The organism is Aquitalea sp. FG25 (assembly GCF_057809375.1).
Window position 1 is genome coordinate 245,213 of record NZ_JBMDJV010000001.1, and the last position, 25,522, is coordinate 270,734.

Here is a 25,522-nt window from a genome sequence, read left to right on the forward strand (position 1 = left end):
CTGAACTGTGCAGTCTGAATATCATCTGCCAGTGTGCCATGACTTGATGACAGGCTGGTGATGAGATCCGGGCTTGTGTTCAGCAGCTTTCCTCGGCGTAACGGCTCTGGATGGATTCAATTTCCGGCACGATGCGCAAAAAGGTTTCCACCAGATGCGGGTCGAAGTGACGGCCACTTTCCTGCTGCAGGAAATCCAGTGCTGCTTGCTGGGTCCAGGCTGGTTTGTAGGGGCGAGAGGACACCAGTGCATCGTAGACATCGCAGATGGCGGCAATACGACCTTCCAGCGGGATTTCCTCGCCGCACAAACCGGCAGGGTAGCCGCTACCATCCCATTTTTCGTGGTGCGTCAGGGCAATGCGCCGTGCCATGCGGATAACCAGGGCCGGGTGCTCGGGGATGATGGTGCCGCCAATGCGCGGGTGTTCACGCATGATCTGGAATTCTGCTTCATCCAGTCGGCCCGGTTTGAGCAGGATGCGGTCCGGCACGCCGATCTTGCCCACATCGTGCAGCGGGCTGGCCATGCGCAGCGCATGCGCCCAGGTGGCGTCCTTGCCTAATGCCAGCGCCAGCTGTTCGCACATCTTGCTCATGCGGGTAATGTGCTTGCCGGTTTCGTTGTCACGGTATTCGCCGGCTCGGGCCAGGCTGAGGGTGACTTCCTGCGCCATGTCTTCCAACGCATTAAGCAGGGTGTCGTAATAGGCGTAGGTGGCCAGGCCCATGTCCAGGAATACCGCGCGGTTGATGGCGGTGAGGTAGCGGCTGCGGGTGGCGGCATCCTGTACCAGCTTGTCCAGTAGCTGCACCACCTGATTGAGCACCACGACATAGGCACCGGAATAAAAGCGTAAATCCACACCCAGACGCTGGTGGGTGCGGCCAATGGTCAGGGTGGCTTCCAGGTAGTCCTGATTGAAGTTGCCGGCGAATACGTGTTCCTGCCAGTGATGCTGCTGGTGGGCGCGGGCGCGCTGCAGGGCGGCGGCATCGGTAAAGGTGGCGCTGGCGGCGGCATTGGCGTGGATATAGCTGTATACCGCATCCATCAGCGCATCCATATGCGGGCGGATCAGCCCGGAGAATTCGCGCAGGGTGTTGATGCTGTCGGCATCGATGTCGAGAAAGTCACGCCATTGTTCAAAGCGAAGCCGCACGCTGGTTCTTTCTTGCTGTTCTGTTTAACCGGACGGGATATTGTCCGGCAAATAACCATTCTAACAAGAAGGATAATTGTCGTGCCAATGAAATCTGTCAGCCGGTGTCGCCATGACGACGGCGCAGGCGGCTGATGTCGATGATGTCGGCAGCGCGGGCGCGCAGCTGGCCACAGCCGCCGTCGATGTCCTGGCCTGCGGAGTCGCGGATCTTGGTTAGCACGCCGTGCTGGTGCAGATAACGCTTCATGTGCTGGATGTGCTCTGCATCCGGACGCTGGAAGCTGTCGCCTTCCATGCTGTTGTAGGGAATCAGGTTAAGCACGCCATACTTGCCCTTGAGCAAGGCAATGGCGGCGTCCATTTCTTGCTGGCTGTCGTTGATGCCCTTAAGCAGCGTCCATTGATACTGGATGGGGTAGCCCACTTGTCTGGCGTAGTGTTCGCCCAGAGCGACCAGTTGTTCCGGGGTTATCTGCGGGGCGCGCGGCAGCAGGCTGGCGCGCAACTCCGCCCGCGTGGTGTGCAGCGACAGCGCCAGCGCCGGTTTTACCCGCATGGCGGGCAGGCGTTCGAATACGCGCGGGTCGCCCACGGTGGAAAACACCAGGTTCTTGTGGGCGATATTGCCCTCGCTGCCGAGAAAATCTATCGCCTCCAGCACATTGTCCAGATTGTGCGCGGGCTCACCCATGCCCATGAACACCACCTTCTTCACCGGGCGGATACGCCGCGCCAGTACCACCTGGGCGACGATTTCCGCACTGCCCAGCTGGCGCAGCAGGCCAGATTTGCCGGTCATGCAAAAGGTACAGCCGACGGCACAGCCCACCTGGCTGGAAACACACAGCCCGTCGCGTGGCAACAGCACGCTTTCCACCATCTGACCATCAGCCAGTTCCACCAGCAGACGTTGCGAAGCGTCCGCCGCCTCATGTTGGGTGTGGGTGCGCGCCAGCGCTTCCAGCTGGGCGCTGAGGGCGGGCAGGCCCTGACGTACCGCCAGCGGGAAATAGTGCTGGCTTTGCTGATGACGGGTGCCGTGATCCAGCGCCAGGCCTTGCAGCCAGGCGCGGTTGATCCGGCCGATATGGCAGGGACGGGCGCCCAGCACGGCGAGGGCGTGGTGAAAATCCTGAATGCGCATGAAACGGAAGTCGCAGGAGACCAATAAAACAAAGGCGGCTAGGGTAGCGCAATGGCAGGTCGAGGAACAGGGCTTTATCGGCCTGCCCGCTGTGCGGGATCAGATCAGCTTGTGGTCGATGGCATAGCGCACCATGTCGGCCACAGAATGCGCTTGCAGTTTTTGCATCAGCCGCACCTTGTGGGTGCTGACGGTTTTGGCGCTGATGTTCAGTTGCTGGGCGATTTCGTTGACATTGGTGCCGTGTACCAGGCGCTCGAATACCTGGTATTCGCGCTCGGACAACTGGGTGTGCGCCGGGCGCGAGTCGGTGAGGCCCACCTCAAACACCATGCGGTCGGCCAGTTGCGGGTCGATGTAGCGCCCGCCGCCTGCCACCTTGCGGATGGCGGTGAGCAGCAGCGCCGGGTCGCTGTCCTTGGTGCTGTATCCGGCGGCACCGGCCTTGAGGGCGCGGGCGGCAATCTGCACTTCGTCGTGCATGGACAGCATCAGGATGGCGGGCGGATTATCCAGTGCGCGGATGCGCGGAATGGTTTCCAGCCCGTTGCTGCCGGGCATGGAAATATCCAGCAGCAAGACATCCGCACTGGTCTGGCGCAGCAGCTCCAGCAACTGCGTGCCATTGGTGGCTTCGCCCACCACGCTGATGTCCTCGGCCAGTGATATCAGCTGCTTGATGCCCTCGCGGACAATTTTGTGGTCTTCGGCAATGATGACGTGAATCATGCGATTTCCTTTCCTTCTTCTACCGGCAGGCGGATGGTCAGGGTGCAGCCCTGTTCCGGTTGACTGTCGATATCCAGTTTGCCACCCAGTAACAGTACCCGCTCGCGGATGCCTACCAGGCCAAAGGAGCGCAGCTGACGATGGGCTTGCGGGTCGAAACCTTTGCCATCGTCGGCAATGCTCAGGGTGATCATGCCCTGGTTGCAAGTCAGGCCAACGCTGACCGTGCTGGCTTCGGCGTGGCGCAAAACATTGGTGAGGGCTTCTTGCAGGATGCGGAACACGCCGATGGCACGCGCATCACTCAGCGGGATGGGGGTGTCCGGTACCGCAATCAGGCAGGGTATGCCGCTGCGCTTTTCAAAGCGGCGCGCCTGCCATTCGATGGCCGAGCCGATGCCGGCATCCAGCACCGGCGGGCGTAGTGCGGTGGCCACGTCGCGTACGATCTGGAAAGTCTGCTCGATCAGCTTTTTCATTGCCTGCAGGCGCTCGGCCAGCTTGCTGTCGCTCTGGCCAAAGCTCAGTTCACACATTGAGGTTTCCAGGCGCAATACGGTAAGAATCTGCCCCAGTTCATCGTGGACTTCGCGGGCGATACGGGCTTTTTCTTCTTCCCTGACCGATTCCAGGTGGCCGGACAGGCTGCGCAGCAGGCCGCGCGATTCGGCCAGCTGCAATTCATTGTGCTTGTTTTCCGAGATATCCCAGACAATGCCGTCCCACACCACGTGGCCATCGTCAAAACAGCGCACCGCTGCCTTGATGTCCACCCAGCGCATGTCGCCGCCGTGGTGCAGCATGCGGCCCTGCCAGGCCAGGTTGTGATTGTTGTCGGCGGCATCCTGCCAGGCTTGCTGGTAGCTGGCGCGGTCTGCGGCAGCCACCACGTCCAGCCAGCCTTCCGGCATGCAGATCAAATCCAGCGGGCTGTAGCCCAGCATGGTCTGGCTGGCGTCGCTGACAAAGGCCAGCCGTACCGGGTGCTGCGCTGCCGGGCGCTCCAGCCGGAATACCATGCCCGGCACATTGCTGGCCATGCCTTTGAAGCGGGCTTCGCTTTCTTCCAGCGCGGCACGGGCTTTTTGCCGTTCGGTGATGTCATTGAGGTAGACCACCAGGTATTCGGTACGGCCAAACTTGAGAAAGCTCAGAGTGACGCCGACTGGCAAAAACTGGCCGTCGGCTTTGAGGCTGGTGGTTTCAAAGCTGCTTAGCGCCTTGCTGCTGCGTAGTTGGTTCCACAGATCCAGCCAGCGGTTGTTGTCCAGCGAGGGTTGCAGTTCTGGCAGCGACAGGCTGAGCAATTGTTCGGCAGGAAAGCCCAACATGCTTTCCACCGCGCGGTTGGCATACTGGATGCGGCCATCCCAGTTGACCCACAGGATGCCCACGGTGCTGTTGTCGATGGAAAACTGGGTGAGGCGCAGTGATTCTTCTGCCAGGTCACGCGCTTCCAGCTCCAGCCTGGCAGCCAGCAAGCGTTTTTCCGCCCAGCGGCGTTGCTGGCGCTGGTGGCCAAACAGGCCAGCCAGCAGCAGTGTGGCCAGCAGCAGGGCGAGCGTCATGCGGTGCCAGAAGCTTAGGGAGTCAATCAGCCGGGGGTAGCTGGGCAGCATCCAGCGCGCATAAAGCTGCTCCATGCGGATGCCGGGAATGTCCTGTAACTGGCGGTCCAGCACGGCGGGCAGTTCTGGCCAGTCACGCCGCACGGCGATACGCAGCAAATGGGTGTAGCCCAGGTCGCCCACTACCGCCAGACGGGAGAATTCCGGTTCCTTCAGCAAGGTGGCCAGTTGGGCTTCGTCGACAATGGCGTATTCAGCATATTGCTGCTGCACGGTTTGCAGGGCGGTGCGGTCGTTGGCCACCTCCACCCGAGGCAGCTCGGGATAATTGCGCCGGACAAAACGCAGGGCGTCGCTATTGCCATCCAGCGCCAGCCGTTCGCTCAGCGACAGACGGTCCAGATCCACCACATTGCCGCTGCCATCCGGGAAGCCGACAATCTTGTGCGGCACCCGCAGGTAAGGCTGGGAGAACAGCCAGTGATGCAGGCTGGCTGGCGTTTGCAGCATGCCAGGGGAAATGTCGACTTCATTGTTTTCCACCGCACGGTCCAGCGCTTGCTGGTTGGTAAAGGTGCGCCAGGACAGGCTGACATCCATTTTGTCGGCCAGCAGCACCATCACTTCGACATCGGCCCCTTCCAGCAAATGGCTGCGCGGGTTGATCTGGGCGTAGGGGGCTTGCAGTACCACGCCCACGCGCCAGTTGCGGTGGGCGGCCAGCCAGTTGTGGGCAGCAGGCGTGGCGGCCATGGCCAGTGTGCAGAACAGGCTGAGCAGCAGGGCTGTCAGGGCCAAAAGCAAATGTCGAAGGCGAGGAGCCGGTTGCATGTGAAGCCTGAATGCAATGGGGTAAGGGAGAGGCCATGCCTGTTGTGCAACAGGAAGCGGCTGGCATGAGTGCGGCATACTTTACCCTGTAGTGCGGGTTTTGCCAAAAATGCTGTCGGAAACCGGCTGTTTGGCTCTGAAGCAGTGCTTACCGAAATTAACATCAATTTACAGTGCATTAACCGCGATGGCGGGGGTAAAGCCGGATACTTCGGTATCAAAACAAAAAGTTAACTTGTCCCTTCATGCCTCGTTTTTTCGTTTCGCATCGTCGCAGCTTGCTGGTGCTGATCGGCTTGCTGCTGCTTGTTGCCGCCTATCTGCTGTACCCCCGCCCGCCTGTAAATCACTACCTGACCGCCACGGTCAGCAATATGGATCTGGAAGACACCGTACTGGCCACCGGTACCATCAAGGCGCTGCGCGAAGTGAGCGTTGGCGCCCAGGTGTCCGGCCAGGTGAAGTCACTCAAGGTAGCCTTGGGCCAGAGTGTGAAAAAAGGCGATTTACTGGCAGAAATCGACCCGCGCACCCAGGAAAATTCGCTGGAAGATGCCCAAGCCTCGGTCAGCAGCTATCAGTCCCAGCTCAAATCCAAACTGGCGGCCTTGCTGAAGGCGCGGCAGGATTTTGCCCGCCAGCAGCAAATGCTGGGCCAGCAAGCCACTTCGCAGGAAAGCTACGACAGTGCCAAAGCCACGCTGGATGGTGCAAACGCGGATGCCGAGCAGTTGCAGGCGCAATTGCAGCAGGCGCGCATCAGCCTGAAAACCGCCCAGCTCAATCTAGGTTACACCCGCATTCTGGCTCCGATTGACGGCGTGGTGGTGGCCTTGCCGGTAGAGGAGGGGCAGACGGTGAATGCCAGCCAGTCCACCCCCACCATGGTCAAGCTGGCGCAGCTGGACACGGTGACAGTGAAAGCAGAAATATCAGAAGGCGATGTGGTGCGGGTGAAACCCGGCCTGCCGGTGTACTTCACTATTCTGGGCGAGCCGGACCGGCGCTATCAGGCGCGCTTGCGCGCGATTGACCCGGCACCGCAGTCGTATAGCGATTCCAGCGACAGCACCAGTACCAGCAGCACGTCTACCAGCTCCAGTTCCAGCAGTTCGTCCTCGACCGCCATTTATTACTACGGTCTGTTTGACCTGGCCAATCCGGGCCACAAGCTGCGCATCAACATGACGGCGCAAGTTGCCGTGGTGCTGAGTCAGGTAAGGGGTGCGCTGGCGATTCCAGCCAATGCGCTGGGTGTGCGTGGCAAGGATGGCCGCTATGCGGTACGGGTATTGCTGGCGGATGGCAGCGTGCAGCCGCGTATGGTGAAAATTGGCCTGAACAATAATGTGCATGCCCAGGTGTTGTCCGGTCTGCGCGCGGGCGAGCAAGTGATTGTGGGTGAAGCCAGTGCCGCCGCCAGCAGCAGCCACAACGGCCCGCCGCCGATGGGGATGTAAATAATGAGCACTCCCTTGCTGGAGTTGTCCGGCGTATGTCGTGAGTTTGCCTCGGGCGAGGACACGGTCACGGTACTGGATAACATCAATCTGCAGATTCAGGCTGGCGAGATGGTGGCCATCATCGGGGCGTCCGGTTCTGGTAAATCCACGCTAATGAATATTCTGGGCTGCCTGGATGCGCCCACACGCGGCAGCTATCGCGTGGCCGGGCAGGCGGTGGCGGACATGTCGCCCGATCAACTGGCACAGCTGCGGCGCGAGCATTTCGGTTTCATCTTCCAGCGCTACCATTTGCTGGGCGAGCTGGATGCGCTGCAAAACGTCGAACTACCTGCCGTTTATGCTGGCAGCCCGGCCCCCGAGCGCAGTGCGCGCGCCGCCAGCCTGCTGGCAAGGCTGGGCCTCGCCGACCGTGCCGGACACAAGCCGGGCCAGTTGTCCGGCGGCCAGCAGCAGCGGGTTAGCATTGCCCGTGCGCTGATGAATGGCGGCAAGGTGATTCTGGCCGACGAACCCACCGGCGCACTGGACAGCAGCAGCGGCCAGCAGGTGATGGCCATCCTGCGCGCGCTGCATGCCGAAGGCCACACCATCATTCTGGTGACGCACGACAGCAAGGTGGCCGAGCACGCCGACCGCATCATCGAAATCGGCGATGGCAAGCTGGTGGCCGATACCCGCCGAAACGCCATATCTCCTGCCACTACACTGCCTGAAGCCAAAGTCAGCCAGCAGGCCACCGGTTGGCGCCTGCTGCGCGAGCAATTTGCCGAGGCCTTCGGCATGGCCTGGCGCGCGTTGATGGCACACCGGCTGCGCTCGGCGCTGACCATGCTGGGCATCATCATCGGCATTGCCTCGGTGGTGTCGGTGGTGGCGCTGGGTACCGGATCCAGTCAGCGCATTCTCAGCGACATCAGTTCGCTGGGCACCAATACCATCAATATTTATCCCGGCAAGCATTTTGGCGACCGCAAGGCCGATGCCATTCACACGCTCACCCCGCGCGATGCCACAGTGCTGGCCGAACAGCCCTTTGTCGACAGCGTCACCCCCGAAGTCAGCGACAGCGTCACCCTGCGCTACCGCAATGTGGCGGTCACGGCACAGGTAAAGGGCGTGGGTGAGCAGTATTTCCGTGTGCGCGGGGTGTCCATGGCGCAGGGCCGGGCCTTTGATGCCGTCGCGGTCAGCCAGCAGGCACAGCAGGTGGTGATAGACGAAAACAGCCGCAAGGCCTTGTTTGCCGATGGCGACGACCCTATCGGCAAGGTGATCCTGCTGGGCAAGCTGCCCTGCCGGGTGGTGGCGGTGACGCAAACCCAGAAAAGCGCTTTCGGCACCGACGAAAACCTCAATCTGTGGCTGCCCTACAGTACGGTGATGTACCGCATGCTGGGTCAGGACTACCTCAAAGCCGTCACTGTGCGGGTGAGCGACAACGTATCTACCGACGCTGCCGAACAAAGCCTGGTGGCCTTGATGATCCGCCGTCACGGCACGCAGGACTTTTTTGTGATGAATACCGACAGCATCCGCCAGACCATTGCCAGCACCACCGCCACCATGACACTGCTGGTATCGCTGATTGCGGTGATTTCGCTGTTGGTGGGCGGCATTGGCGTGATGAACATCATGCTGGTCTCGGTTAGCGAGCGTACCCGCGAAATCGGCGTGTGCATGGCGGTGGGGGCGCGCCAGCGCGACATCATGCAGCAGTTTTTGATCGAGGCCGTGCTGGTATGCCTGCTGGGCGGTGCGCTGGGCGTGGCCTTGTCGCTGGGCCTGGGCGTACTGGTGGCCAAGCTTGCCAGCTTCACCATGGTGTATTCGGCCACGTCCATTGTGGCGGCCTTTGCCTGTTCCACCCTGGTGGGCGTGCTGTTTGGCTATTTGCCGGCACGCAATGCCGCGCGGCTGGATCCGGTGGTGGCCTTGTCCCGTGAATGAGTACCGCTTCAGAACAGAATGACAGAATGAAAGTATCCAACCCCATCTTGCTGGCCTGCCTGTTGCTCGCAGGCTGTGCCAGCATCACCGCCACGCCATACCAGACACCGGCGCTGGCTTTGCCCGCGCAATGGCAGGCTGGCCCGCAGACGGCCAATTCCGTAACCGCTGCTGACTGGTGGCAACAGTTTGGCGATGCCGAACTCAACGCGCTGATCGCGCAAGTGCTGGCACGCAATAACGACCTGGCCGCCGCTGCCATCAAGGTGCGGCAGGCCATGCTGCAAGCCGATCTGGCTGAGACCGACCTGGCACCCACGCCGTCCTTCAGCCTGTCCAGCTCCGCCAGCCAGCGGCTGGGTGGCGCTGCCGTCAACAGCCAGAGCCACGCTGCCACGCTGTCCGTCAGTTACGAGCTGGACTTATGGGGCAAGCTGGCCCATCAGCGCGATGCCAAGGCCTGGGAAGCCCGTGCCACGGTGCAGGATATGCAAAGCAGCCGTCTCAGCCTGATTGGCAGCACCATCAAGCTGTACTGGAAGCAAGCCTGGCTACGCCAGCGCCTGGCCTTGGGCCAGTCCAGTGTGGATTACCAGCAGCAAGCCTTGCGACTTGTATTGGCCAAGCAACAAGCCGGTGCCGCAGCCGAGCTGGACGTGCTGACCGTGCGGCAAAGCCTGGCCAGCCAGCAAGCCAGCCTGCATGACTACCAGCAGCAACTGGCCGAGACGCAGAACGCGCTGGCGATATTGCTGGATGGCCCGCCCAAGGGCGATATCGCCTTGCGTGACCGCCTGCCCGTGACCGATCTGCCGGATGTGCCTGCCGGTTTGCCGGTGTCCTTGCTTGGCCGTCGGCCGGATTTGCGCGCTGCCGAACTGCGCCTGCGCGAAACACTGGCAACTGGCGATGCCACCCGTGCCTCGTACTATCCCGATTTTTCCCTGACCGGCAGCCTGGGCAGCAGCAGTACCCGGCTGGCGCAGGTGCTTAGCAATCCGCTGGCCACGCTGGGGGCAGGCGTTACCCTGCCATTTTTGCAATGGCGGCAGATGAAGCTGAACAACAGCATCAGCGCGGCTGATTACCAATTGGCGGTGGTGAATTTCCGCCAGACTTTATATTCCGCCCTGGCTGACGTGGACAATGCCTTGTCCGCCGGCAGCCAGTACCGGCAACAGGGCGAACGGCTGACCCAGTCTGCCTTGCTGGCGCTGCGGGCAGAGCATCTATACCAACTGCGCTATCAGGCCGGTGCGGCACCATTGAAAGACTGGCTGGATGCGCAAGAAACGCGCCGTACAGCCGAGGTAAGCCTGCTGGAAAACCGTTACAACCGGCTGGTGAATCAGGTGACGCTGTATCAGGCCTTGGGTGGCGACGTCGGCGTGCAGTAAGCGCCACGGTATTGAAAATACAAAGCCCGGTGCATGCACCGGGCTTTTTGCTGAACTACGGATGATCAATGCGCCTGACTGGTATCCGCCACACGGGTGGGGCGCGGAGCCAGCCAGATGGCGCAGGCGGCCACCACAAACGACAGGCCGGTCAGCCAGAAAATCTGGTTGGTGGACAGCATGATGCTTTGCGACTGCAACAGCTGGTTGAGCTGGTTGCTGGCTGCATCCAGGCTCATGCCGCTGGCCTGCAGGCTGCGCAGGGTGTCGCCACCGGGGTCGATGCTGCCCACCAGGTCGGCATGGTTGTAACTGGCCTTGTCTTCCCAGGCGGTGGTTACCAGCGAGGTGGCAAACGCACCGGACAGCGTGCGCATGAAGCTCATCAAGCCTGCGGCCGAGGCCATTTCCTCCGGCTCCACGCTGGCCATGGCCAGGCCGGTGAGCGGCACAAAGAAGAAGGGCATGCCCACGCCCTGGAACAGCAGCGGCAAGGCCACCTGCCAGAAACCCATATCAGTGGTGGAAAAGCTGCGGTACAAGGTAACGCCGCCCAGCCACATCACCCCCATGAACACCAAGGGCCGTGGGTCAACGCGGGTAGACAGCTGCGCCACCAGCGGGGCCACCAGCACTGCCAGAATGCCGCTCATCGCGGTGGCGTGGCCTGCTTCGGTGGCGGTGTAGCCCATATAGCTTTGCAGCCATTGCGGCGTCAGCACCGTGGCACCAAAGAAGGAGCCGAAGGCCAGTGAGATGGTGAGCACGCTGGCCCAGTAGCCACGGTGACGGAATACCCGCAGGTTGACCACCGGGTTCTTCTCGGTCATTTCCCAGATCAGGAAGGCAGCAAAGCCGATGGCAGCGGTCACCGCCAGAGCAATGATTTCAGCCGAGTTGAACCAGTCCAGGTTCTTGCCTTCATCCAGCATGATCTGCAGCGCCGCCACCCACACCACCAGCAGGCCCAGGCCGACGGCATCCATGCGGATTTTCTCGCGCAGACTTTCCTGGCTTTTCAGCAGCTGCCAGCCGACATAGCCACACAGCATGGTGATGGGGACGTTGATCCAGAAAATCCACGGCCAGCTCACCTGGTCACACAATATGCCGCCCAGAATCGGCCCCATGATGGGCGCAATCAGCGTGGTCATGCTCCACAGGCCAATGGCCGCGCCTGTTTTTTCCTTGGGGAAAATCCGCAGCAGCAGGGTTTGCGACATTGGCATCAGCGGGCCGCCCGCCAGGCCTTGCAGTACGCGGAACAACACCAGCGTTTCCAGCGAACCGGCCATGCCGCACAGCAGGGAAAACAGGCCAAACAGCACCATGGAGCCGATGAATAGCCGTACTGTGCCAAGCCGCGCGGCCAGCCAGCCGGTGAGCGGCACGGTAATGGCCTCAGCCACGGCATAAGACGTAATGACATAAGTACCCTGACTGGAGGATACCGCCAGGCCGCCAGCGATATTGGGCACCGATACGTTGGCAATGGTGGTGTCCAGTACCGCCACAAAGTTGGCGGCGGCCAGTACCAGGGCGGCCAGCCACAGCGTGCTGCCTTCCAGTGGCTTGGGTGAAGCGAGGGTTTGGCTGTCAGTCATGCTGGCTTACTCGCTGGCTGTATCGATGGTGACTTCCATCGACAGGCCTACTTGCAGCGGATGAGCGCGCAATTCAGCCGGGTCCAGGGCAATGCGTACCGGCAGGCGCTGCACCACCTTGATCCAGTTGCCGGTGGCGTTTTGCGCCGGGATGGTGGCAAAGGCCGCGCCGGAGCCGCCAGACAGACCGGCCACCTTGCCGTGGTAGGTGACGCGGCTGCCGTACAGGTCGGCTGTCAGGGTGGCTGGCTGGCCGATACGCACCTTGTCCAGCTGTACTTCCTTGAAGTTGGCATCCACGTGCGCCTGCTGCAGCGGTACCACCGACATCAGCTGGGTGCCTGCCTGTACGCGCTGGCCGGTTTGGGCCTGGCGCTTGGCCACCACGCCATCCACCGGGGCGCGGATGACGGTGCGATCCAGATCCAGCCGGGCCTGGTCCCGTTTGGCGCGGGCCAGTGCCACTTCCGGGTTGGTGTCCACCGTGGTGTTGACGGTGAGGGTCTGATTGGCCTTGAGCGAACCTTGTGCAGCGCGGGCATTGGCTTCGGCCTGCTTGGCAGCGGCTTCGGCGGCGACCAGGCTGGCGCTGGCGGTGCTGAACACGTTTTGCGCATTGCTCAGTTCCTCGCCGGATACCGAACCGCTCTTGGCCAGGGCCTGGCGGCGATGCAGATCAAGCTCGGCGCGTTGCAGGTCGGCCCGGGCGGAGGCCAGCTGCGCATTGCTGCGTGCCTGGTCGGCAATGCGGGCCTGAATCTGTGCCTGCAGACCCTCGTCACTGGCCAGATAGCCTTGCACACGGCGTTCGGCTCGCGCCAGTTCGGCCTCGGCCTGGGCCAGATTCAACTTGGCGTCGCTGTCGTCCAGCCGGGCCAGGATGTCGCCGCGTTTTACGCTCTGGGTGTCTACGGCCATCACCTGCCGGATGGTGCCGCCCACTTCCGGGGTGATCTGGGCCATTTCAACGGCAACATAGGCATTGTCGGTGCTGACATGGTGGGATGCCACCAGTGTCCAGTAGCCGCCGGCGGCCAGCGCGCTAAGGGCAAGGACACCGCCCAGCAGGGCAAACAGTTTCTTGCGTTTTGCCAGGCGCAGGCTGTCGCTGTGCGGGGCGTCGGAGGCGGGGAGGGCTTGGATGTTTTCGCTCATGATGGTTCTCTGCAATGTGCTTATTCGGATGGGCTGGCTCAGGCTTGCTGATAACCGCCGCCCAGTGCCTTGATCAGGTTGACGTCAAGCAGGAACAGCCGGGTTTCCAGACTGGCTGCGCTGCGGCGGGTGCTGATGACGTTATCTTCTGCGTTCAGTACGTCCAGATAGCTGGCCAGGCCGCCCTGATAGCGGTTCTGCATCACCTGGTAGGATTCCTCGGCGGTTTTCAATGCCAGGCGGCGCTGTTCCAGCTGCGGGCTAAGTTCCTTTTCCTGGGCCATTACGTCGGCCACGTCATGCAGCGCCTGGGTGAGGGTCTGGTTGTAGCTGGCGACGGCGGCGTCGTATTCGGCGCTGGCTACGCGGTAGCTGCCCTGCAGTGCGCCGCCACGGAAAATTGGCAGCGAAATGGCCGGGCCAATGCCGCCGATGTCGGAGCCGCTCTTGGTTAGATAGCTCAGTCCCAGCGATTGCACGCCCAGGTAGGCCGACAGATTGACATTGGGGTAGAAGGCCGCGCGCGCCACCTTGATACGGCTGGCCGCAGCTTCGGCACGCAGACGGGCGGCCGCCAGGTCGGGGCGGCGGCCCAGCAGGTCGGCCTGCAGAGTGGCGGGCAGGCCTTGCGGATGCAGCAGGCTGGTGGCCGGGCGGCGCATGTTCTGGGCGCGGTCCGGGCCGGCTCCCATCAGGGCGGCAATACTCAGCTTTTGCTGGGTAATGGCCTGGCGGGCAGCGCTCAGATCGGCACTGGCGGCGGCGCTGCGGGATTGTGCCTGGCGTAAGCTGCCCAGCGTTTCCAGGCCATTGTCAAAGCGCTGCTGCAGCAACGCCGTGCTGTTTTGGCGGACCGTCAGGGCTTGTTCTGCGGCATCCTGCTCGGCAAACAGACGGGCCAGTTCGGCATAGGCGGCGGCAATGGAGCTGGTCAGGGTCAGGCGGCTTTGCGCTGCTTCTGCCTGGGCGGCGGCCAGCTCCGAACTGGCGGCGGCGATGGCGGCGCGGTTCTTGCCCCAGAAGTCGAATTCATAGCTGAAATCCAGCTCCACCTTGGCTGAATTGTTGTAGCCATGCGGCACGAAGGCCACGGGAAAGCCGTTGTTATAGCTTTGCTTCATCTTGGTCACCGAGGTGTTCAAGTCCAGGCTGGGCAGATCGTCGGCACCCGTCTGCTCGGCCTGGCCCGCCGCCTTGGCCAGCCGCGCTTGGGCGGCGGCCAGGTCTGGCGAATTGGCCAGCGCTTCCTGCATGATGGCGTCCAGCTGTCCATCCTGATAGCTTTGCCACCAGTTCTGGCTCATCCAGTCGGCGTTGCCGGGAGTGAGGGTTTGTTGGCTGGCCATGTCCTGCATGGTCTTGCTGCTGGCTGACGGGCCCAGGTCTGGCACGCTGGCACAACCGGCCAGCAGCAGGCTGCCTAGCAGGGTCAGTTGTAGCAGAGTGCGCCTTGGGTGCATGCTTGATTGGGTGTTCATTATTTTGACAGAGCCTTTAACTGTACTGTACGGTACGGTTATAATGAGCAATAACGATGCCGTCAAGTAAAACCGTACAGTTCGGTACAGTTTGGAGCAAAAATGCGAACAAAAAGTGAAGAGCGCCGTCAGGCGATGGTGGCAACGGCTGCGGAGTTATTCCTGCAGCGTGGTTATGAGGCAACCTCCATGGCGGAAATCTGCAGCCGCGTGGGGGGCTCGAAGGCCACTTTGTACGGTTATTTCAAATCCAAGGAGGAGTTGTTCCTGAGCGTGATGAAAATGCTGGCTGAAGAACGCATGTCGCATGCTTATGCCCGGCTGGTGCCGGGCGGGGATATTGCGGCGGCTTTGCAGGCATTTGGGGAAAACTACCTGCAGGTGATTCTGGGGCCGGACCTGATGGCCATGCGCGGCATCATTGCCGGTGAGTTGGTGCGTGCGGGGGCGGCCCAGCAGTTTTATGAAGCGGGCCCGCGCCAGGGCTGGAACAAGGTAGCCGCTTATCTGGAGGCGGAAATGCAGGCTGGTCGCCTGCGCCAGGCGGATGGCTGGATTGCTGCCATGCATTTGTTATCCCTGATGCAGGCGGAATATCAGCAGACTTTTCTGGTTGGCGTGGTGAGTGAAGAGGATTTGGCCCAGTTGGGTGAGCGGGTGGCGCGGGGCGTGGCGGTCTTCATGGCCTGGTATGCGCTGTAGCTGTCTTGCGGGTAAAACAAAAAACCGGGCATGAGCCCGGTTTTTCATGTCCTGTGGTGTGCGCTTAGCTACACAGGGTTTTCAGGTACTGCCCGGCATTGAACAGATCGCGCTCAATGGCGCGGCGCACGGCGGACGGATCCTTGCGTTGCAGGGCGCGCATCATGTCCTCATGGCAGTCGTTCATGATGCTCCATACGTGCGCGTCCTGATGCAGCTGGTTGGAGATGGGGCCGACGTGCAGCCACACGCTTTCGATCAGCGCCAGCAGCATGGCCGAGCCGGATGCGCGATACAAGGTGATGTGGAAGTCCTCGTTGGCGGTCAGGTAGCCCTTGACGTCATGCTGGCGAATGGCCTCGCCCATGGTGGCCGTCAGTTCCTCCAGCAGCTTGAAGTCTGCGCTGCTCAGATTGCGCGCACCCTTTTCGGCAGCTTCGCCTTCCAGCAGCATGCGGGTTTGCAGAATGTCATCAAACTGGGTGCGGCTGAGTTGCGGCACGGTAACGCCGCAATTGGGAATATTGGCCAGCGCCTTTTCTGCTACCAGGCGTTGCAGTGCAGTGCGCACCGGCATTTCGCCTACCTGCATGTCCTGGGCCAGTTGTTTGATCTTGAGACGTTCACCCGGCAGCCAGCGGCCCAGCGACAGCCATTGGCGCAGTGTGGTGTAGGTTTCGTCCTGTAGGGTAGAGGAGGCGGGAGTCTTCATTGTAGGCGAGTCGTCGGTATTTGAGTTTGCCACAAGGATACCATAGCAGGGGTATTGCTGTGATGCTTCACTTTTGCAGATTTATTTGATCATAAATTGACATCAATTTTTGTGGTTACTATGATGGATACCAGCTTATGTTCCGGTATTTGCATTTTAATTCATTCGGGTTGGTGCGGTGTTGGAATGCTGGCTTTTTTGCATAATTTGATCATAAAGGAGAAATCATGCATGAGCATTTGCAACAATTCATTCGCGCACACAACATTCACGAGGTGGAATGCGTCATCCCGGATATGACGGGTGTGGCACGTGGCAAGATCGTGCCGAAGGATCTGTTCCTGGCTGAAGAAAGCATGAAGATGTCCAAGGCGGTACTTACCATTACCGTCAACGGTGAGTTTGCCGAATTCGAGCGTTTTGTCGGTGCCAACGATCCGGACATGGTGTGTGTGCCGGATGCCAGTTCCATCCGCCTGGTGCCGTGGGCCATCGAACCGGTGGCTGTGGTGATACACGACTGCGAGGATTTCGACGGCAAACCGGTGGGTATTTCGCCGCGCGCGGTACTGCGCAAGGTGCTGGCCCTGTATGCCGCCCGTGGCTGGCTGCCGGTGACGGCACCGGAGATGGAATTTTACCTGATCCGCCAGAACAGTAACCCGCATGAGCCTTTGCGTCCGCCCACTGGCCGTGCCGGGCGTTCCGAGGTGGGGCGGCAGTCCTTTTCCATCGATGCGGTCAATGATTTCGACCCTTTCTTCCAGGAGCTGTCCACCTTCTGCCAGCAAGCCCAGCTGAATGTGGAAACGCTGATCCACGAGGTGGGTGCCTGCCAGATGGAAATCAATTTTGCCCACGGTAATGCGCTGGAACTGGCCGATCAGGTATTTCTGTTCAAGCGTGCCGTGCGTGAAACTGCTTACCGTCACAATATTTTTGCCACCTTCATGGCCAAGCCGATGGAAGACGAACCCGGCAGCGCCATGCATATCCACCAGAGCATTGTCAGTGCCGAGAGCGGCGAGAATATCTTTTCGGCGGCAGATGGCAGCGCCACCCCCTTGTTCTTCCATCACATTGCCGGCATGCAGAAATACCTGCCCATGGTGATGCCGATGCTGGCTCCTTACGTCAACTCCTATCGCCGCCTCAGTCGTCATGCGGCAGCGCCCATCAATGTGCGCTGGGGTTATGACAACCGCACCTGCGGCATCCGCATTCCGCCGTCCAGCCCGGCGGCGCGGCGGCTGGAAAACCGGGTGCCTGGCGTGGATGTAAACCCTTATCTGGCGATGGCAGCCACGCTGGCCTGCGGTTATCTGGGCATGGTGCAGGGCCTGATCCCCAGTGAGCCGATGTCTGACAGTGCCTACGATCTGGATTTTGAGCTGCCACGCAGCCTGGAAGACGCAGTGGCACTGATGCAGGACTGCCCGGAGTTGTCCGACATTCTGGGTGAGCAGTTTGTGCAGGCATTTTGCGCGGTGAAGGAAAAGGAATTCGAAACCTTCAATCGTGGCATTACCGCCTGGGAACGCGAACACCTGCAATTGCACGTATGACATGCTGCGGGCTGACTGGCCGCACACAACAAGATCAAGGAGAAATGGATGACTAGCACACGACACGGCATCAACTGGGACAAAGCCTTGCAACTGCACGCTGCCGAGCGTGAGCGCTTTATTGCGGCCCGGCCGCAATCGCAGCAACTGTCGGCGCGTGCCGATCAGCACTTGCTGTTTGGCGTACCGCTGCACTGGATGGATGACTGGTCCACCCCCTTCACCCTCTATGTAAAGCAGGCGCAAGGGGCCAGTTTTGAAGATGTGGATGGCAATCAGTATGTCGATTTTTGCCTGGGCGATACCGGGGCCATGTTTGGTCACGGTCCGGCACCGGTGGCAAAAGCCATAGCCGAGCAGGCCGCACGCGGCATCACCACCATGTTGCCCTCAGAGGATGCGGTCTGGGTGGCCGAGGAACTGGCGCGGCGCTTTGGCCTGCCGTACTGGCAATTTGCCATGACCGCCACCGATGCCAACCGCTTTGCCCTGCGCTGGGCGCGGGCTGCCACCGGTCGTCAGCAATTGCTGGTGTTCAATGGCTGCTATCACGGCACCATCGACGATGTGTTTGTTGATCTGGTGGACGGCCAGCCGGTGCAGCGTGCCAGCTTGCTGGGGCAGGTCTATGACTTGAAGCAGTACACCCGCGTGGTGGAGTTCAACGATCTGGCCGCACTGGAAGAAGCGCTGAAGGATGGCCAGGTAGCCTGCCTGCTGGCCGAGCCTGCCATGACTAATATCGGCATGGTGTTGCCGGAGCCGGACTTCTGGGAGGCTGCGCAGGCGCTGTGCCGTCGCTACGGCACGCTGCTGATCATGGACGAAACCCATACCATCAGCACGGGCATGGGTGGTTATAGTCGTGCGCATGGCTTGCAGCCGGACATGATGGTGCTGGGCAAGCCGATGGGCGGTGGCGTGCCGTGTGCGGTGTATGGTTTTTCGGCGGAAATGGCCGAGCGGGCGCAGCAGGCCAAGCGCGAAGCAGTGCCTGGCCACAGCGGCATCGGCACCACGCTGACCGCCAATATGCTGGCCATGGCCGCCATGCGCGCCAATCTGGCCGAGGTGATGACCGAAGCGGCCTATACCCACATGTTTGCCCTGGCCGAGCAGCTGGCAGCAGGTTTGCGCAAGGTGATTACCCGTCACCAACTGTCTTGGTGCGTGACGCAGGTGGGGGCGCGTACCGAGTTCCAGTTCACTGCCACCCCGCCGCGTAATGGCAGCGAGGCAGACGCAATCCTGGATAGCGACATGGAACACATCATTCATCTGTTCCTGCTTAATCGCGGCCTGTTGATCACGCCCTTCCACAATATGCTGCTGATTTGCCCGCAAACCACGGCAGCCGATGTGGAACGGCTGGTGGCTGCTTTCGACAGTTTTGTGCAGCAAGTTCTCTAGTCCACCACCCGCAGGCCGCCGTATTGGTGGCCTGCTTCAATGCGCTGGCGTGTACGCCTGCACGCTAAACTGCTCGCCAATGCTGAAGAAGTTGCCGCCGGCGATGTAGTGCAGGCTGCGTTTGGCATCGTGACCATCAAACTGCCAATGGCCATCGTGCCAGACATCCGGGTCAGCCTTGGCGGCCAGTACTTCGCCAATGAACAGATCATATTGCTGCTGATTGTGCGGCTCGCTGATGATGCGGCATTCCAGATAAGCAATGCAGCTGTCCACATGCGGTGCGGCTACCTTGTCGCCCGCCATGGCAGTCAGGCCGCTGGCGGCAAACTTGTCCACGTCCTTGCCACTGCAACTGCCCGCCGTCAACACCTGCTCTGCCTGGGCACGGCAGGGGATGTTCAGCACAAATTCGCCAGAGGCCTCCATCAATTGCCGGGTATGGGTGGCCTTGTCCACCACCACCAGCACCTTGGGCGGGTCGAAATCCAGCGGCATGGCCCAGGCGGCGGCCATCACGTTTTGCTGGCCATCATGAGCGGAAGAAACCAGTACGGTGGGGCCGTGGTTGAGCAGGCGATAGCTTTTGGCCAGATCGACAGCAACAAGCTTTTGCATCGGGCAATCCTTCAGGTTGATCAGCCGCTGATTCTAGCAATATCCATCACTGCGTGGCTTGTAAGCGGCATTGGGCGTGTACAATGCCGCCAGTTCAATATTTAACGGAAACAAAACCATGTCCAAGCGTAAGGAAGACGAACTCGACCCGGATACCATCGCCCTGTTGCAGTGGTGTGCCGAAGTGGAAGCCCTGTTTGTTGCTGCCGGTGCCAAACCTGAAGAGGCGCAGCAGCAAATCGAAGAAAATGCCGAGTGGTTTACCGATATGTTCTTTGACGGCCTGAGCCCGGAAGAGGCAGCCAAGGCGGCGCTGAATTGAGTAGTACATCCCCCTGTTATGCAGTGCTCGACTTTGAAACCAGCGGGCTGTCACCGTCTGTTGGCAGCCGGGTAACCGAAGTTGCCGTGGTGTTGTGGCAGGATGGCCGCGAACTGGACAGCTATCAAAGCCTGATGAATGCGGGTGTGCGGGTGCCGGCGGAAATCGAGCGGCTTACCGGCATCAGCAATGCCATGCTGCGCACGGCACCGCCTGCCGCGACGGTGATGCGCGAAGTGGCTGACTTTGTCGGCAACATCCCGCTGGTGGCACATAACGCTGCTTTTGACCGCAAGTTCTGGGATTACGAACTGGGCCTGCTGGGCAGGCAGCGACAGCAGGAGTTTGCCTGTACCTTGCTGCTGGCGCGCCGTCTGTTGCCGCAGGCACCGGATCACAAGCTGGGTACGCTTACCCGCTGGGCCGGGTTGCCGGATGCTGGCCGTGCACACCGAGCACTGGCCGATGCGCGCATGGCGGCCCATCTGCTGCAGTACCTGCTGGAGACGGCCAGCCGCAAGCATGGTGCACGCAGTCTCAGTCATCAGCAGCTTTGCCAGTTGCAGAAGGTCAGTGCCAGCAAGGTGGGTGAGTTTTTCCGCCAGCCTGCATGATGTAACGGCGGCGGCAAAGTGCCACCAATCTTCATGCTGAAGCCGTATTGCTGCCCGTGGGGATAATGCCGGGCAGGCGATGCGTAGCAGCAACTGCCGGGGATTGCTGCCTTCAAGTCGCCCGCCCGCTGCCTGGCAGTGGCGGGCGTGGACTAAGCCTGCGCTTCGACTGTCAGCAGATGCGGGGTGAACATGCCTTGCCCCAGTACCCGGATGCAGGCATCCACCACGTCAGGGTCCAGCTGCGTGCCACGCATCAGCTGAATCTGGGCTATGGCCTGGTTGATGCCCAGTGCTGCGCGATAGGGCCGGTCGGATGACATCGACTCGACAATATCGGCCACGGTGAGGATGCGCGACTCCAGCAGGATGGCTGCCCCGGACAGGCCCAGCGGATAACCGGAACCATCCAGGTATTCGTGGTGCTGGCGGATGATGTCGGCAATTGGCCAGGGGAAATCAATATTCCGCAGGATGTTGTAACCCACCTCGGGGTGGCGCTTGACCAGGGCGAACTCCACCGGGTGCAAGCGGCTGGGTTTGCTGAGGATTTCCGCCGGCACTTCAATCTTGCCCAGATCATGTACCACGCCACTCAGATACAGGCCGCGCAGACGCTGTTGCGGCAGACCCATTTCCTGGCCGATCAGCACTGCCAGTTCGGCCACATGCTTTTGATGACCGGCGGTGTAGGGGTCGCGCTGCTCCAAGACGGAGGCAATGGCAGCCAGCGCATTTTCCAGGGCATTTTCCAGTAGTTGCGCCTGGCTGGCTTGTTCCTGCAGCGATTGCTGGTAGGCCACGCGGGTGCGGCGTGACTGGATGCCAAACTGCACATTGCGGGTAAGTTCCTCGAATACCTGTACTTCAACGGGACCAAAGGAATGGGCTTCGTCGGCATATACCGCCAGTGCGCCGATCAGATCTGGCCCGGCTATCAGCGGGATGGCCACAATGGCCTGCAGGCCAAAGGACAGGGCGGCGTCCTTCCACGGCTGGAAATCATGACTTTTTTGCAGCTGGCCCAGTGAAATGGTGCTGCCCTGGCGGATGCAGCGGGCAATCGGACCTTGCCCTTCTGCCGTGTGTTCATCCCAGCTGATTTCCATCTGGCTGGCATAGGCGATGGCATTGCCGGCGGCGGATAGCATCTGCAACCGGCTTTGCTGTACATCGCTCAGGCCGCAGATCAAGGCCAGCGGATAACGCTGGTCTGCCACGATGGCATCGCACACGGCCTGCAGCAGCTCCCGTTCTTCACTGGCCTGTACCAGGGCCTGATTGGTGCGGCTGTTGGCCTGTAACGCCCAGGCACGGCGCTGCATTTCTGCTTGGTCCTGCTTTTGCTGGGTGATGTCCTTGAAAATGGCAGTCAGTCCTATGCACTGGCCATCGGCATCGAAAATGGGTGACTTGCTGGTTTCCAGCCAGTGCGGCTGGCCATGCAGCATATAGGGCTCTTCCATGCGAATGGGCTGGCCGCTCAGAATGACCTTGCGGTCATCTGCCTGATAGGCGGCGGCTAGCTCGGTCGGGAAAAAGTCGTAGTCTGTCTTGCCGGCAACCGACTCGATGGTCATCCCCACGTCATCGGCAAAGCATTGGTTGCAAGTGATGAACGTGGAGTTCAGGTCCTTGATGATGACCCGGTCTGGTAATTGACGAATGACGGCCTGCAGGGTGAAGGCAGAGTGGGGTAGTGAGGTAACGGGTGCATCCATGCTCAGTTTTTTCTTTTGTTGTCCGGCAATGCGTAGCCTTGCTCGGTAAAGAGTGCGAGGCAGGCGTCCACCACCTGGCTGTCGTAAATGCTGCCACGATACAGTCTCAGTTGTGCCAGTGCCTGCTCAAGACCCAGCTGCCGCCGGAAGGGGCGGTGTGACAGCATGGCTTCCATGCTGTCTGCCACGTGGAGGATGCGTGCCTCCAGCAAAATGTCGGTACCGGCTAGACCGCGCGGGTAACCGCTGCCATCCATGTTCTCGTGGTGCTGCCAGGCAATGTCGGCAATCGGCCAGGGGAAATGAATATCCTTGAGGATTTCATGGCTGGCTTCGGCATGCATTTTCACCAGTTCGAATTCTTCATGGTTCAGGCGGCGCGGACGGGTGAGGATTTCCGACGGAATCTGGATCTGGCCGATGTCATGCACCATGGCAGCCAGTCCCAGGCCTTCCAATTGGTGCTCGTCCAGCTGCAGTTTGCGGCCAATGGCAACGGCAAGGTCGCTGACGCGGACCTCATGGCCTGCGGTGCTCAGGTCGCGATGCACCATGGCTGCCGATAATGCGCTGATGGCCTGGATCAGTGACTGGCGCAAGGATTCTTCGGCCGACTTGCGCGCGCTGATGTCGATGAAGGCCCCGATGATGCCGCCAATGCTGTTGTCTTCGTTGTAGAACAGGTCTTTGGCGTAGACGACATCCATCAGCTGCCCCTGTTTGCTGCGGATGACATATTCAAACAGCAAGGGCTGGCGGCTGGCAATCAGTTCGCCATCATTCCGGGTAAACATGCTGGCCAGTTCTGCCGGCCATACTTCTGCCGGGGTTTTGCCGATGATTTCTTCTGCCTGCATGCCCACCGTGCGGGTGAACGCCGGATTGCAGCCCAGGTAGCGGCCAGTAACGTCCTTGTAGAACACGGCAATCGGCATGGCATTGAGCAGGGCGGTGCTGAAACGCTGCGCCCGGTCCAGCTCGGCCTTGGCCTGGTTGCGCTCGCGCTGCAGGGCTTCGGCCAGCTTTTCGCTGTCCTGGCACAATTTGATGGCACGGGCCAGATTGGACAGGATGGGCGGAAAGACATGTTCCAGCGGCAAGTTCTGCAGCATGGCTTCCGGTGCCAGCAGCAGGATTGTGTAGTGCTGTTCCAGCGGCAGGCGCAAGCCGTACTGATAGCGTGGCTGGCCGGTAAGCAGGGCCAGCAGGGCAGGGTTGCAGGCTGCGTGTATATTGCGTCCCAGCAAGCCGGGCGGCAGGGCGATATCTTGTCCGGCCTGTTGTTGCAAGTGATGGTCGCCAATGACTTTCAGTAGTTGTCCGCTACTGGCATCCGGGCCGTCGGCGTGACTGATCACCAACCCGACCGGGCAGCCGGTATGAAACAGCAGTCGCTGCAGGACTTTGGTCAGCAGGCTGTCCACGGTGACTTCACGCCCGATGGTGAGTGACAGGTCGTAGAGTACGGCAAGCAGTTGGTCGCGGTTCATGGCTGCTGCCACAGGCTGCAGATGATGCTGGCGTTGTGAAACAGCGGGTAACCCCACTCCTGCAGGCTGCCGATCTCGCCCAGCGTGAGTGCGCCAAGCAGGGGGCGGGCCTGGCTGTTGGTTTGCAGCAGGCTGATTTCATCCAGGGCAGCCGGGCCAAAGTGCATGTTTCGGCCTGCGCAGTAAAAGGTTAGCAGTGGCTGGTTGCTGATATCGCCGTGGCGCTGCCGCAGTGTGCTAAGTACGCTGTCTACACATTGCGTACCGGGCGATTGCGGCGCTTGCAGCATGATCAGCATGGTGTTTTCCGGCACCTCTCCCACACAAAATACCGAGCCGTCATCTTCAAGAGCCACCGGAATGCGGATCAGCACTTGCTGGTTGGCCAGCATGATGCCCAGCGGAAAGTGCACGCCAAATGTGTAGAAATTGTCGCGTGTCAGCTGCGCGCCAAACTGCTGCTTCACGATGTCCTGATAGGCCGCGAACGCGGGTTTCCAGTCGATCTGGAAAATGCGGTTGCTGGCGGTTGCCGTGGCGGTCATACACTGTGTCGGCGTGGGGTAGCCGTGATTGAGCACCGGGTTGGCGCTGCCGGGCAGCAGCAGGCACAGCACACCATGGCTCAGGGTCTGGTATTGATCAAACAGGCAGTCTATGGGCTGGAAGCTATCGCTGCCGGCATTGACGCCGCCATAAAATACCTGATCGGCCAGTTGTAGGTAGAGCTCGTCCAGAATGGAGGCTATGTCTGGCAGCATGCCGTCAAAGATCATGAACAGCGTCGGCTTGCCTTGCGTGCCTGGCCAGTGTTGCAGCATTTGCTCCACGCGCTGCGCCATGTGCCGGGCGGCATCGACAGCGCCGTGCTCGGGGTTGATGCGCAGCAGGGCCGGTTGGCAGGCTGCGGCATGTGGCAGCAGCCAGACGCCACCAGCCAGAAATCCCTGCTCGCCTAGCAGCTTGGGGAAAATGCCGCCAGCCAGCGTGATGCCCAGGTGCAGGCAACTGGTTTGCAGTTGTTGCAGCTTGTCACGGTCGGACTCGGCCAGCAGGGCCAGCAGCTGCTGATTGGGGTTGGCTGCTTGCCATGCCCGTAGCTGCGTTTCCAGTTGTGTCGTTTCCAGCAGACTGTGCCAGGGTGTGGACATCAGCATTACTCTCAGTCATTGGGCGCATGCGGTGTGCGATACCCTTATCATAAACGAGGGTATCGCCCATGCCGACCATTCATGAGATAAAAATTTCGCCAAGTCTTGATCTGTACCGCATTAAATGCGGCACATGGCCAGACTCAGGGTTCGCCGTGCAGCTGGCCGGGGTGGGAAGGGCCGCGCTGCAGCCAGTTGTGCAGCAGCCGACTGCTCAGCGGGATAAACAGGAAAACCATGACCGGTGTCAGCAGCAGGGTGCTGCACAGCACGCGCAATACCACGGGCAGGGTGGCCAGCGTATCGCCCAGTAGCAGGCTGAAGCACAGCGAGACCGGGAAGAACACCAGCCAGATCATCACGGCCTGCTTCCAGCGTGGCGGTGGTTTCAGGCCAAACCAGTTGTCCAATCCTTCGGCGCAGTGCACGTGGCTGTGCTGGATCAGTCCGCTACCTGCGGATAGCCATGCCTGACGTTCCGGGCTGGCCGCCCAGCGGTCCAGGCTGGCCTGATCGGCAAAGCGGAACAGTATTTGCCAGTTGTCATCACCGGGCGGAGGTTGCAGCAGGCCGGAGCCCAGAAAGCCGTGGGCCTGACTGGCAAGGGCTTCGCCGTGGCGTATCCACACGTGAAAGTCGGCATGGCGTGCCGGATTGATGCGTCGGCTTATCAGCAAGGTAAGCGGGGTGCTGGGTGTCATGGTCTGGCTCCTGCAGGCAAGTTCTGCCGCCC

General features: G+C 60.8%; 21 protein-coding genes. 8 read left to right on the forward strand and 13 right to left on the reverse strand.

The genetic code is table 11. The features are described from left to right. Positions 1–79 precede the first annotated feature (79 nt). From ACODR9_RS01155 to ACODR9_RS01170, 4 genes are all read right to left on the reverse strand, one after another. Positions 80–1,162 carry an HD domain-containing phosphohydrolase gene (locus ACODR9_RS01155; protein ID WP_488807167.1) on the reverse strand — a complete coding sequence of 361 codons (1,083 nt, stop codon included), beginning with the start codon at positions 1,160–1,162 and terminating at the stop codon, positions 80–82. Positions 1,163–1,259: 97 nt separating this feature from the next. Further along, positions 1,260–2,309, reverse strand: a complete 1,050-nt coding sequence (locus ACODR9_RS01160) for an RNA methyltransferase (RefSeq protein WP_488807168.1) — start codon at positions 2,307–2,309, stop codon at positions 1,260–1,262. Positions 2,310–2,408: 99 nt separating this feature from the next. Beyond that, positions 2,409–3,038, reverse strand: a complete 630-nt coding sequence (locus ACODR9_RS01165; protein WP_488807169.1) for a response regulator — start codon at positions 3,036–3,038, stop codon at positions 2,409–2,411. Continuing rightward, positions 3,035–5,404 carry a PAS domain-containing sensor histidine kinase gene (locus tag ACODR9_RS01170; RefSeq protein WP_488807170.1) on the reverse strand — a complete coding sequence of 790 codons (2,370 nt, stop codon included), beginning with the start codon at positions 5,402–5,404 and terminating at the stop codon, positions 3,035–3,037. The genes ACODR9_RS01165 and ACODR9_RS01170 overlap by 4 nt, the downstream gene beginning before the upstream one ends. A 278-nt stretch (positions 5,405–5,682) precedes the next feature. On the opposite strand from ACODR9_RS01170, the gene ACODR9_RS01175 reads away from it, so the two are divergent. The 3 genes from ACODR9_RS01175 to ACODR9_RS01185 are packed head-to-tail and all read left to right on the forward strand — an operon-like array spanning position 5,683 to position 10,247. Further along, the gene (locus ACODR9_RS01175) at positions 5,683–6,897 is read left to right on the forward strand and encodes an efflux RND transporter periplasmic adaptor subunit (RefSeq protein WP_488807171.1); all 1,215 of its coding nucleotides are present in this window, start codon (positions 5,683–5,685) and stop codon (positions 6,895–6,897) included. Between the two features lie 3 nt (positions 6,898–6,900). Then, positions 6,901–8,850: a MacB family efflux pump subunit gene (locus tag ACODR9_RS01180; protein WP_488807172.1), complete on the forward strand. Its 1,950-nt coding sequence runs from the start codon at positions 6,901–6,903 to the stop codon at positions 8,848–8,850. Positions 8,851–8,876: 26 nt separating this feature from the next. Then, complete coding sequence (locus ACODR9_RS01185) at positions 8,877–10,247, forward strand: efflux transporter outer membrane subunit (protein WP_488807173.1); 1,371 nt, start codon at positions 8,877–8,879, stop codon at positions 10,245–10,247. 65 nt (positions 10,248–10,312) lie between these two features. On the opposite strand, the gene ACODR9_RS01190 is transcribed toward ACODR9_RS01185, so the two are convergent. The 3 genes from ACODR9_RS01190 to ACODR9_RS01200 are packed head-to-tail and all read right to left on the reverse strand — an operon-like array spanning position 10,313 to position 14,484. Further along, complete coding sequence (locus ACODR9_RS01190) at positions 10,313–11,851, reverse strand: DHA2 family efflux MFS transporter permease subunit (RefSeq protein WP_488807174.1); 1,539 nt, start codon at positions 11,849–11,851, stop codon at positions 10,313–10,315. A gap of 6 nt (positions 11,852–11,857) precedes the next feature. After that, a complete protein-coding gene (locus tag ACODR9_RS01195) occupies positions 11,858–13,006 on the reverse strand; it encodes an EmrA/EmrK family multidrug efflux transporter periplasmic adaptor subunit (protein WP_488807175.1) in 1,149 nt (382 codons plus the stop codon). Between the two features lie 38 nt (positions 13,007–13,044). Next, entirely contained in the window at positions 13,045–14,484 is a 1,440-nt protein-coding gene (locus tag ACODR9_RS01200) for an efflux transporter outer membrane subunit (protein ID WP_488807176.1), read from the reverse strand. Positions 14,485–14,586: 102 nt separating this feature from the next. Here ACODR9_RS01200 and ACODR9_RS01205 point away from each other — a divergent pair, with 102 nt between their 5' ends. Further along, the gene (locus tag ACODR9_RS01205) at positions 14,587–15,186 is read left to right on the forward strand and encodes a TetR/AcrR family transcriptional regulator (protein WP_488807177.1); all 600 of its coding nucleotides are present in this window, start codon (positions 14,587–14,589) and stop codon (positions 15,184–15,186) included. 64 nt (positions 15,187–15,250) lie between these two features. Here ACODR9_RS01205 and ACODR9_RS01210 read toward each other — a convergent pair whose 3' ends face one another. Continuing rightward, entirely contained in the window at positions 15,251–15,898 is a 648-nt protein-coding gene (locus ACODR9_RS01210) for a GntR family transcriptional regulator (protein ID WP_488807178.1), read from the reverse strand. Between the two features lie 227 nt (positions 15,899–16,125). Here ACODR9_RS01210 and ACODR9_RS01215 point away from each other — a divergent pair, with 227 nt between their 5' ends. Together ACODR9_RS01215 and ACODR9_RS01220 are read left to right on the forward strand one after the other, a co-directional pair. Continuing rightward, positions 16,126–17,463 carry a glutamine synthetase family protein gene (locus ACODR9_RS01215; RefSeq protein WP_488807179.1) on the forward strand — a complete coding sequence of 446 codons (1,338 nt, stop codon included), beginning with the start codon at positions 16,126–16,128 and terminating at the stop codon, positions 17,461–17,463. 48 nt (positions 17,464–17,511) lie between these two features. Then, entirely contained in the window at positions 17,512–18,873 is a 1,362-nt protein-coding gene (locus ACODR9_RS01220; RefSeq protein WP_488807180.1) for an aspartate aminotransferase family protein, read from the forward strand. A gap of 36 nt (positions 18,874–18,909) precedes the next feature. Here ACODR9_RS01220 and ACODR9_RS01225 read toward each other — a convergent pair whose 3' ends face one another. Next, complete coding sequence (locus ACODR9_RS01225) at positions 18,910–19,491, reverse strand: flavin reductase family protein (protein ID WP_488807181.1); 582 nt, start codon at positions 19,489–19,491, stop codon at positions 18,910–18,912. A gap of 118 nt (positions 19,492–19,609) precedes the next feature. Between ACODR9_RS01225 and ACODR9_RS01230 the strand changes: the two genes are divergently transcribed. Both ACODR9_RS01230 and ACODR9_RS01235 read left to right on the forward strand, forming a co-directional pair. Continuing rightward, positions 19,610–19,813: a hypothetical protein gene (locus ACODR9_RS01230; protein ID WP_488807182.1), complete on the forward strand. Its 204-nt coding sequence runs from the start codon at positions 19,610–19,612 to the stop codon at positions 19,811–19,813. Continuing rightward, entirely contained in the window at positions 19,810–20,427 is a 618-nt protein-coding gene (locus ACODR9_RS01235; RefSeq protein WP_488807183.1) for a 3'-5' exonuclease, read from the forward strand. The genes ACODR9_RS01230 and ACODR9_RS01235 overlap by 4 nt, the downstream gene beginning before the upstream one ends. A 152-nt stretch (positions 20,428–20,579) precedes the next feature. On the opposite strand, the gene ACODR9_RS01240 is transcribed toward ACODR9_RS01235, so the two are convergent. From ACODR9_RS01240 to ACODR9_RS01255, 4 genes are all read right to left on the reverse strand, one after another. Further along, on the reverse strand, positions 20,580–22,148 hold the full coding sequence (locus ACODR9_RS01240) for an HD domain-containing phosphohydrolase (protein ID WP_488807184.1): 1,569 nt from the start codon (positions 22,146–22,148) through the stop codon (positions 20,580–20,582). Positions 22,149–22,150: 2 nt separating this feature from the next. Then, positions 22,151–23,638, reverse strand: coding sequence for an HD domain-containing phosphohydrolase (locus ACODR9_RS01245; RefSeq protein ID WP_488807185.1), 1,488 nt, complete (start codon positions 23,636–23,638; stop codon positions 22,151–22,153). Then, positions 23,635–24,789, reverse strand: a complete 1,155-nt coding sequence (locus ACODR9_RS01250; protein ID WP_488807186.1) for an FIST signal transduction protein — start codon at positions 24,787–24,789, stop codon at positions 23,635–23,637. Before ACODR9_RS01250 ends, ACODR9_RS01245 begins: the two co-directional genes overlap by 4 nt. A gap of 143 nt (positions 24,790–24,932) precedes the next feature. Continuing rightward, on the reverse strand, positions 24,933–25,490 hold the full coding sequence (locus ACODR9_RS01255; RefSeq protein ID WP_488807187.1) for an antibiotic biosynthesis monooxygenase: 558 nt from the start codon (positions 25,488–25,490) through the stop codon (positions 24,933–24,935). Between the last annotated feature and the right edge of the window lie 32 nt (positions 25,491–25,522).

Excerpts from the sequence above, each read along its gene's own strand:
- ACODR9_RS01245 (WP_488807185.1), bottom strand. The coding sequence starts at position 23,638 with ATGAACCGCGACCAACTGCTTGCCGTACTCTACGACCTGTCACTCACC.
- ACODR9_RS01225 (WP_488807181.1), bottom strand. The coding sequence starts at position 19,491 with ATGCAAAAGCTTGTTGCTGTCGATCTGGCCAAAAGCTATCGCCTGCTC.
- ACODR9_RS01175 (WP_488807171.1), top strand. The coding sequence starts at position 5,683 with ATGCCTCGTTTTTTCGTTTCGCATCGTCGCAGCTTGCTGGTGCTGATC.
- ACODR9_RS01210 (WP_488807178.1), bottom strand. The coding sequence starts at position 15,898 with ATGAAGACTCCCGCCTCCTCTACCCTACAGGACGAAACCTACACCACA.
- ACODR9_RS01230 (WP_488807182.1), top strand. The coding sequence starts at position 19,610 with ATGTCCAAGCGTAAGGAAGACGAACTCGACCCGGATACCATCGCCCTG.
- ACODR9_RS01200 (WP_488807176.1), bottom strand. The coding sequence starts at position 14,484 with ATGAACACCCAATCAAGCATGCACCCAAGGCGCACTCTGCTACAACTG.
- ACODR9_RS01180 (WP_488807172.1), top strand. The coding sequence starts at position 6,901 with ATGAGCACTCCCTTGCTGGAGTTGTCCGGCGTATGTCGTGAGTTTGCC.
- ACODR9_RS01240 (WP_488807184.1), bottom strand. The coding sequence starts at position 22,148 with ATGGATGCACCCGTTACCTCACTACCCCACTCTGCCTTCACCCTGCAG.
- ACODR9_RS01215 (WP_488807179.1), top strand. The coding sequence starts at position 16,126 with ATGCATGAGCATTTGCAACAATTCATTCGCGCACACAACATTCACGAG.
- ACODR9_RS01165 (WP_488807169.1), bottom strand. The coding sequence starts at position 3,038 with ATGATTCACGTCATCATTGCCGAAGACCACAAAATTGTCCGCGAGGGC.
- ACODR9_RS01190 (WP_488807174.1), bottom strand. The coding sequence starts at position 11,851 with ATGACTGACAGCCAAACCCTCGCTTCACCCAAGCCACTGGAAGGCAGC.
- ACODR9_RS01195 (WP_488807175.1), bottom strand. The coding sequence starts at position 13,006 with ATGAGCGAAAACATCCAAGCCCTCCCCGCCTCCGACGCCCCGCACAGC.
- ACODR9_RS01255 (WP_488807187.1), bottom strand. The coding sequence starts at position 25,490 with ATGACACCCAGCACCCCGCTTACCTTGCTGATAAGCCGACGCATCAAT.
- ACODR9_RS01220 (WP_488807180.1), top strand. The coding sequence starts at position 17,512 with ATGACTAGCACACGACACGGCATCAACTGGGACAAAGCCTTGCAACTG.
- ACODR9_RS01250 (WP_488807186.1), bottom strand. The coding sequence starts at position 24,789 with ATGTCCACACCCTGGCACAGTCTGCTGGAAACGACACAACTGGAAACG.
- ACODR9_RS01160 (WP_488807168.1), bottom strand. The coding sequence starts at position 2,309 with ATGCGCATTCAGGATTTTCACCACGCCCTCGCCGTGCTGGGCGCCCGT.
- ACODR9_RS01205 (WP_488807177.1), top strand. The coding sequence starts at position 14,587 with ATGCGAACAAAAAGTGAAGAGCGCCGTCAGGCGATGGTGGCAACGGCT.
- ACODR9_RS01185 (WP_488807173.1), top strand. The coding sequence starts at position 8,877 with ATGAAAGTATCCAACCCCATCTTGCTGGCCTGCCTGTTGCTCGCAGGC.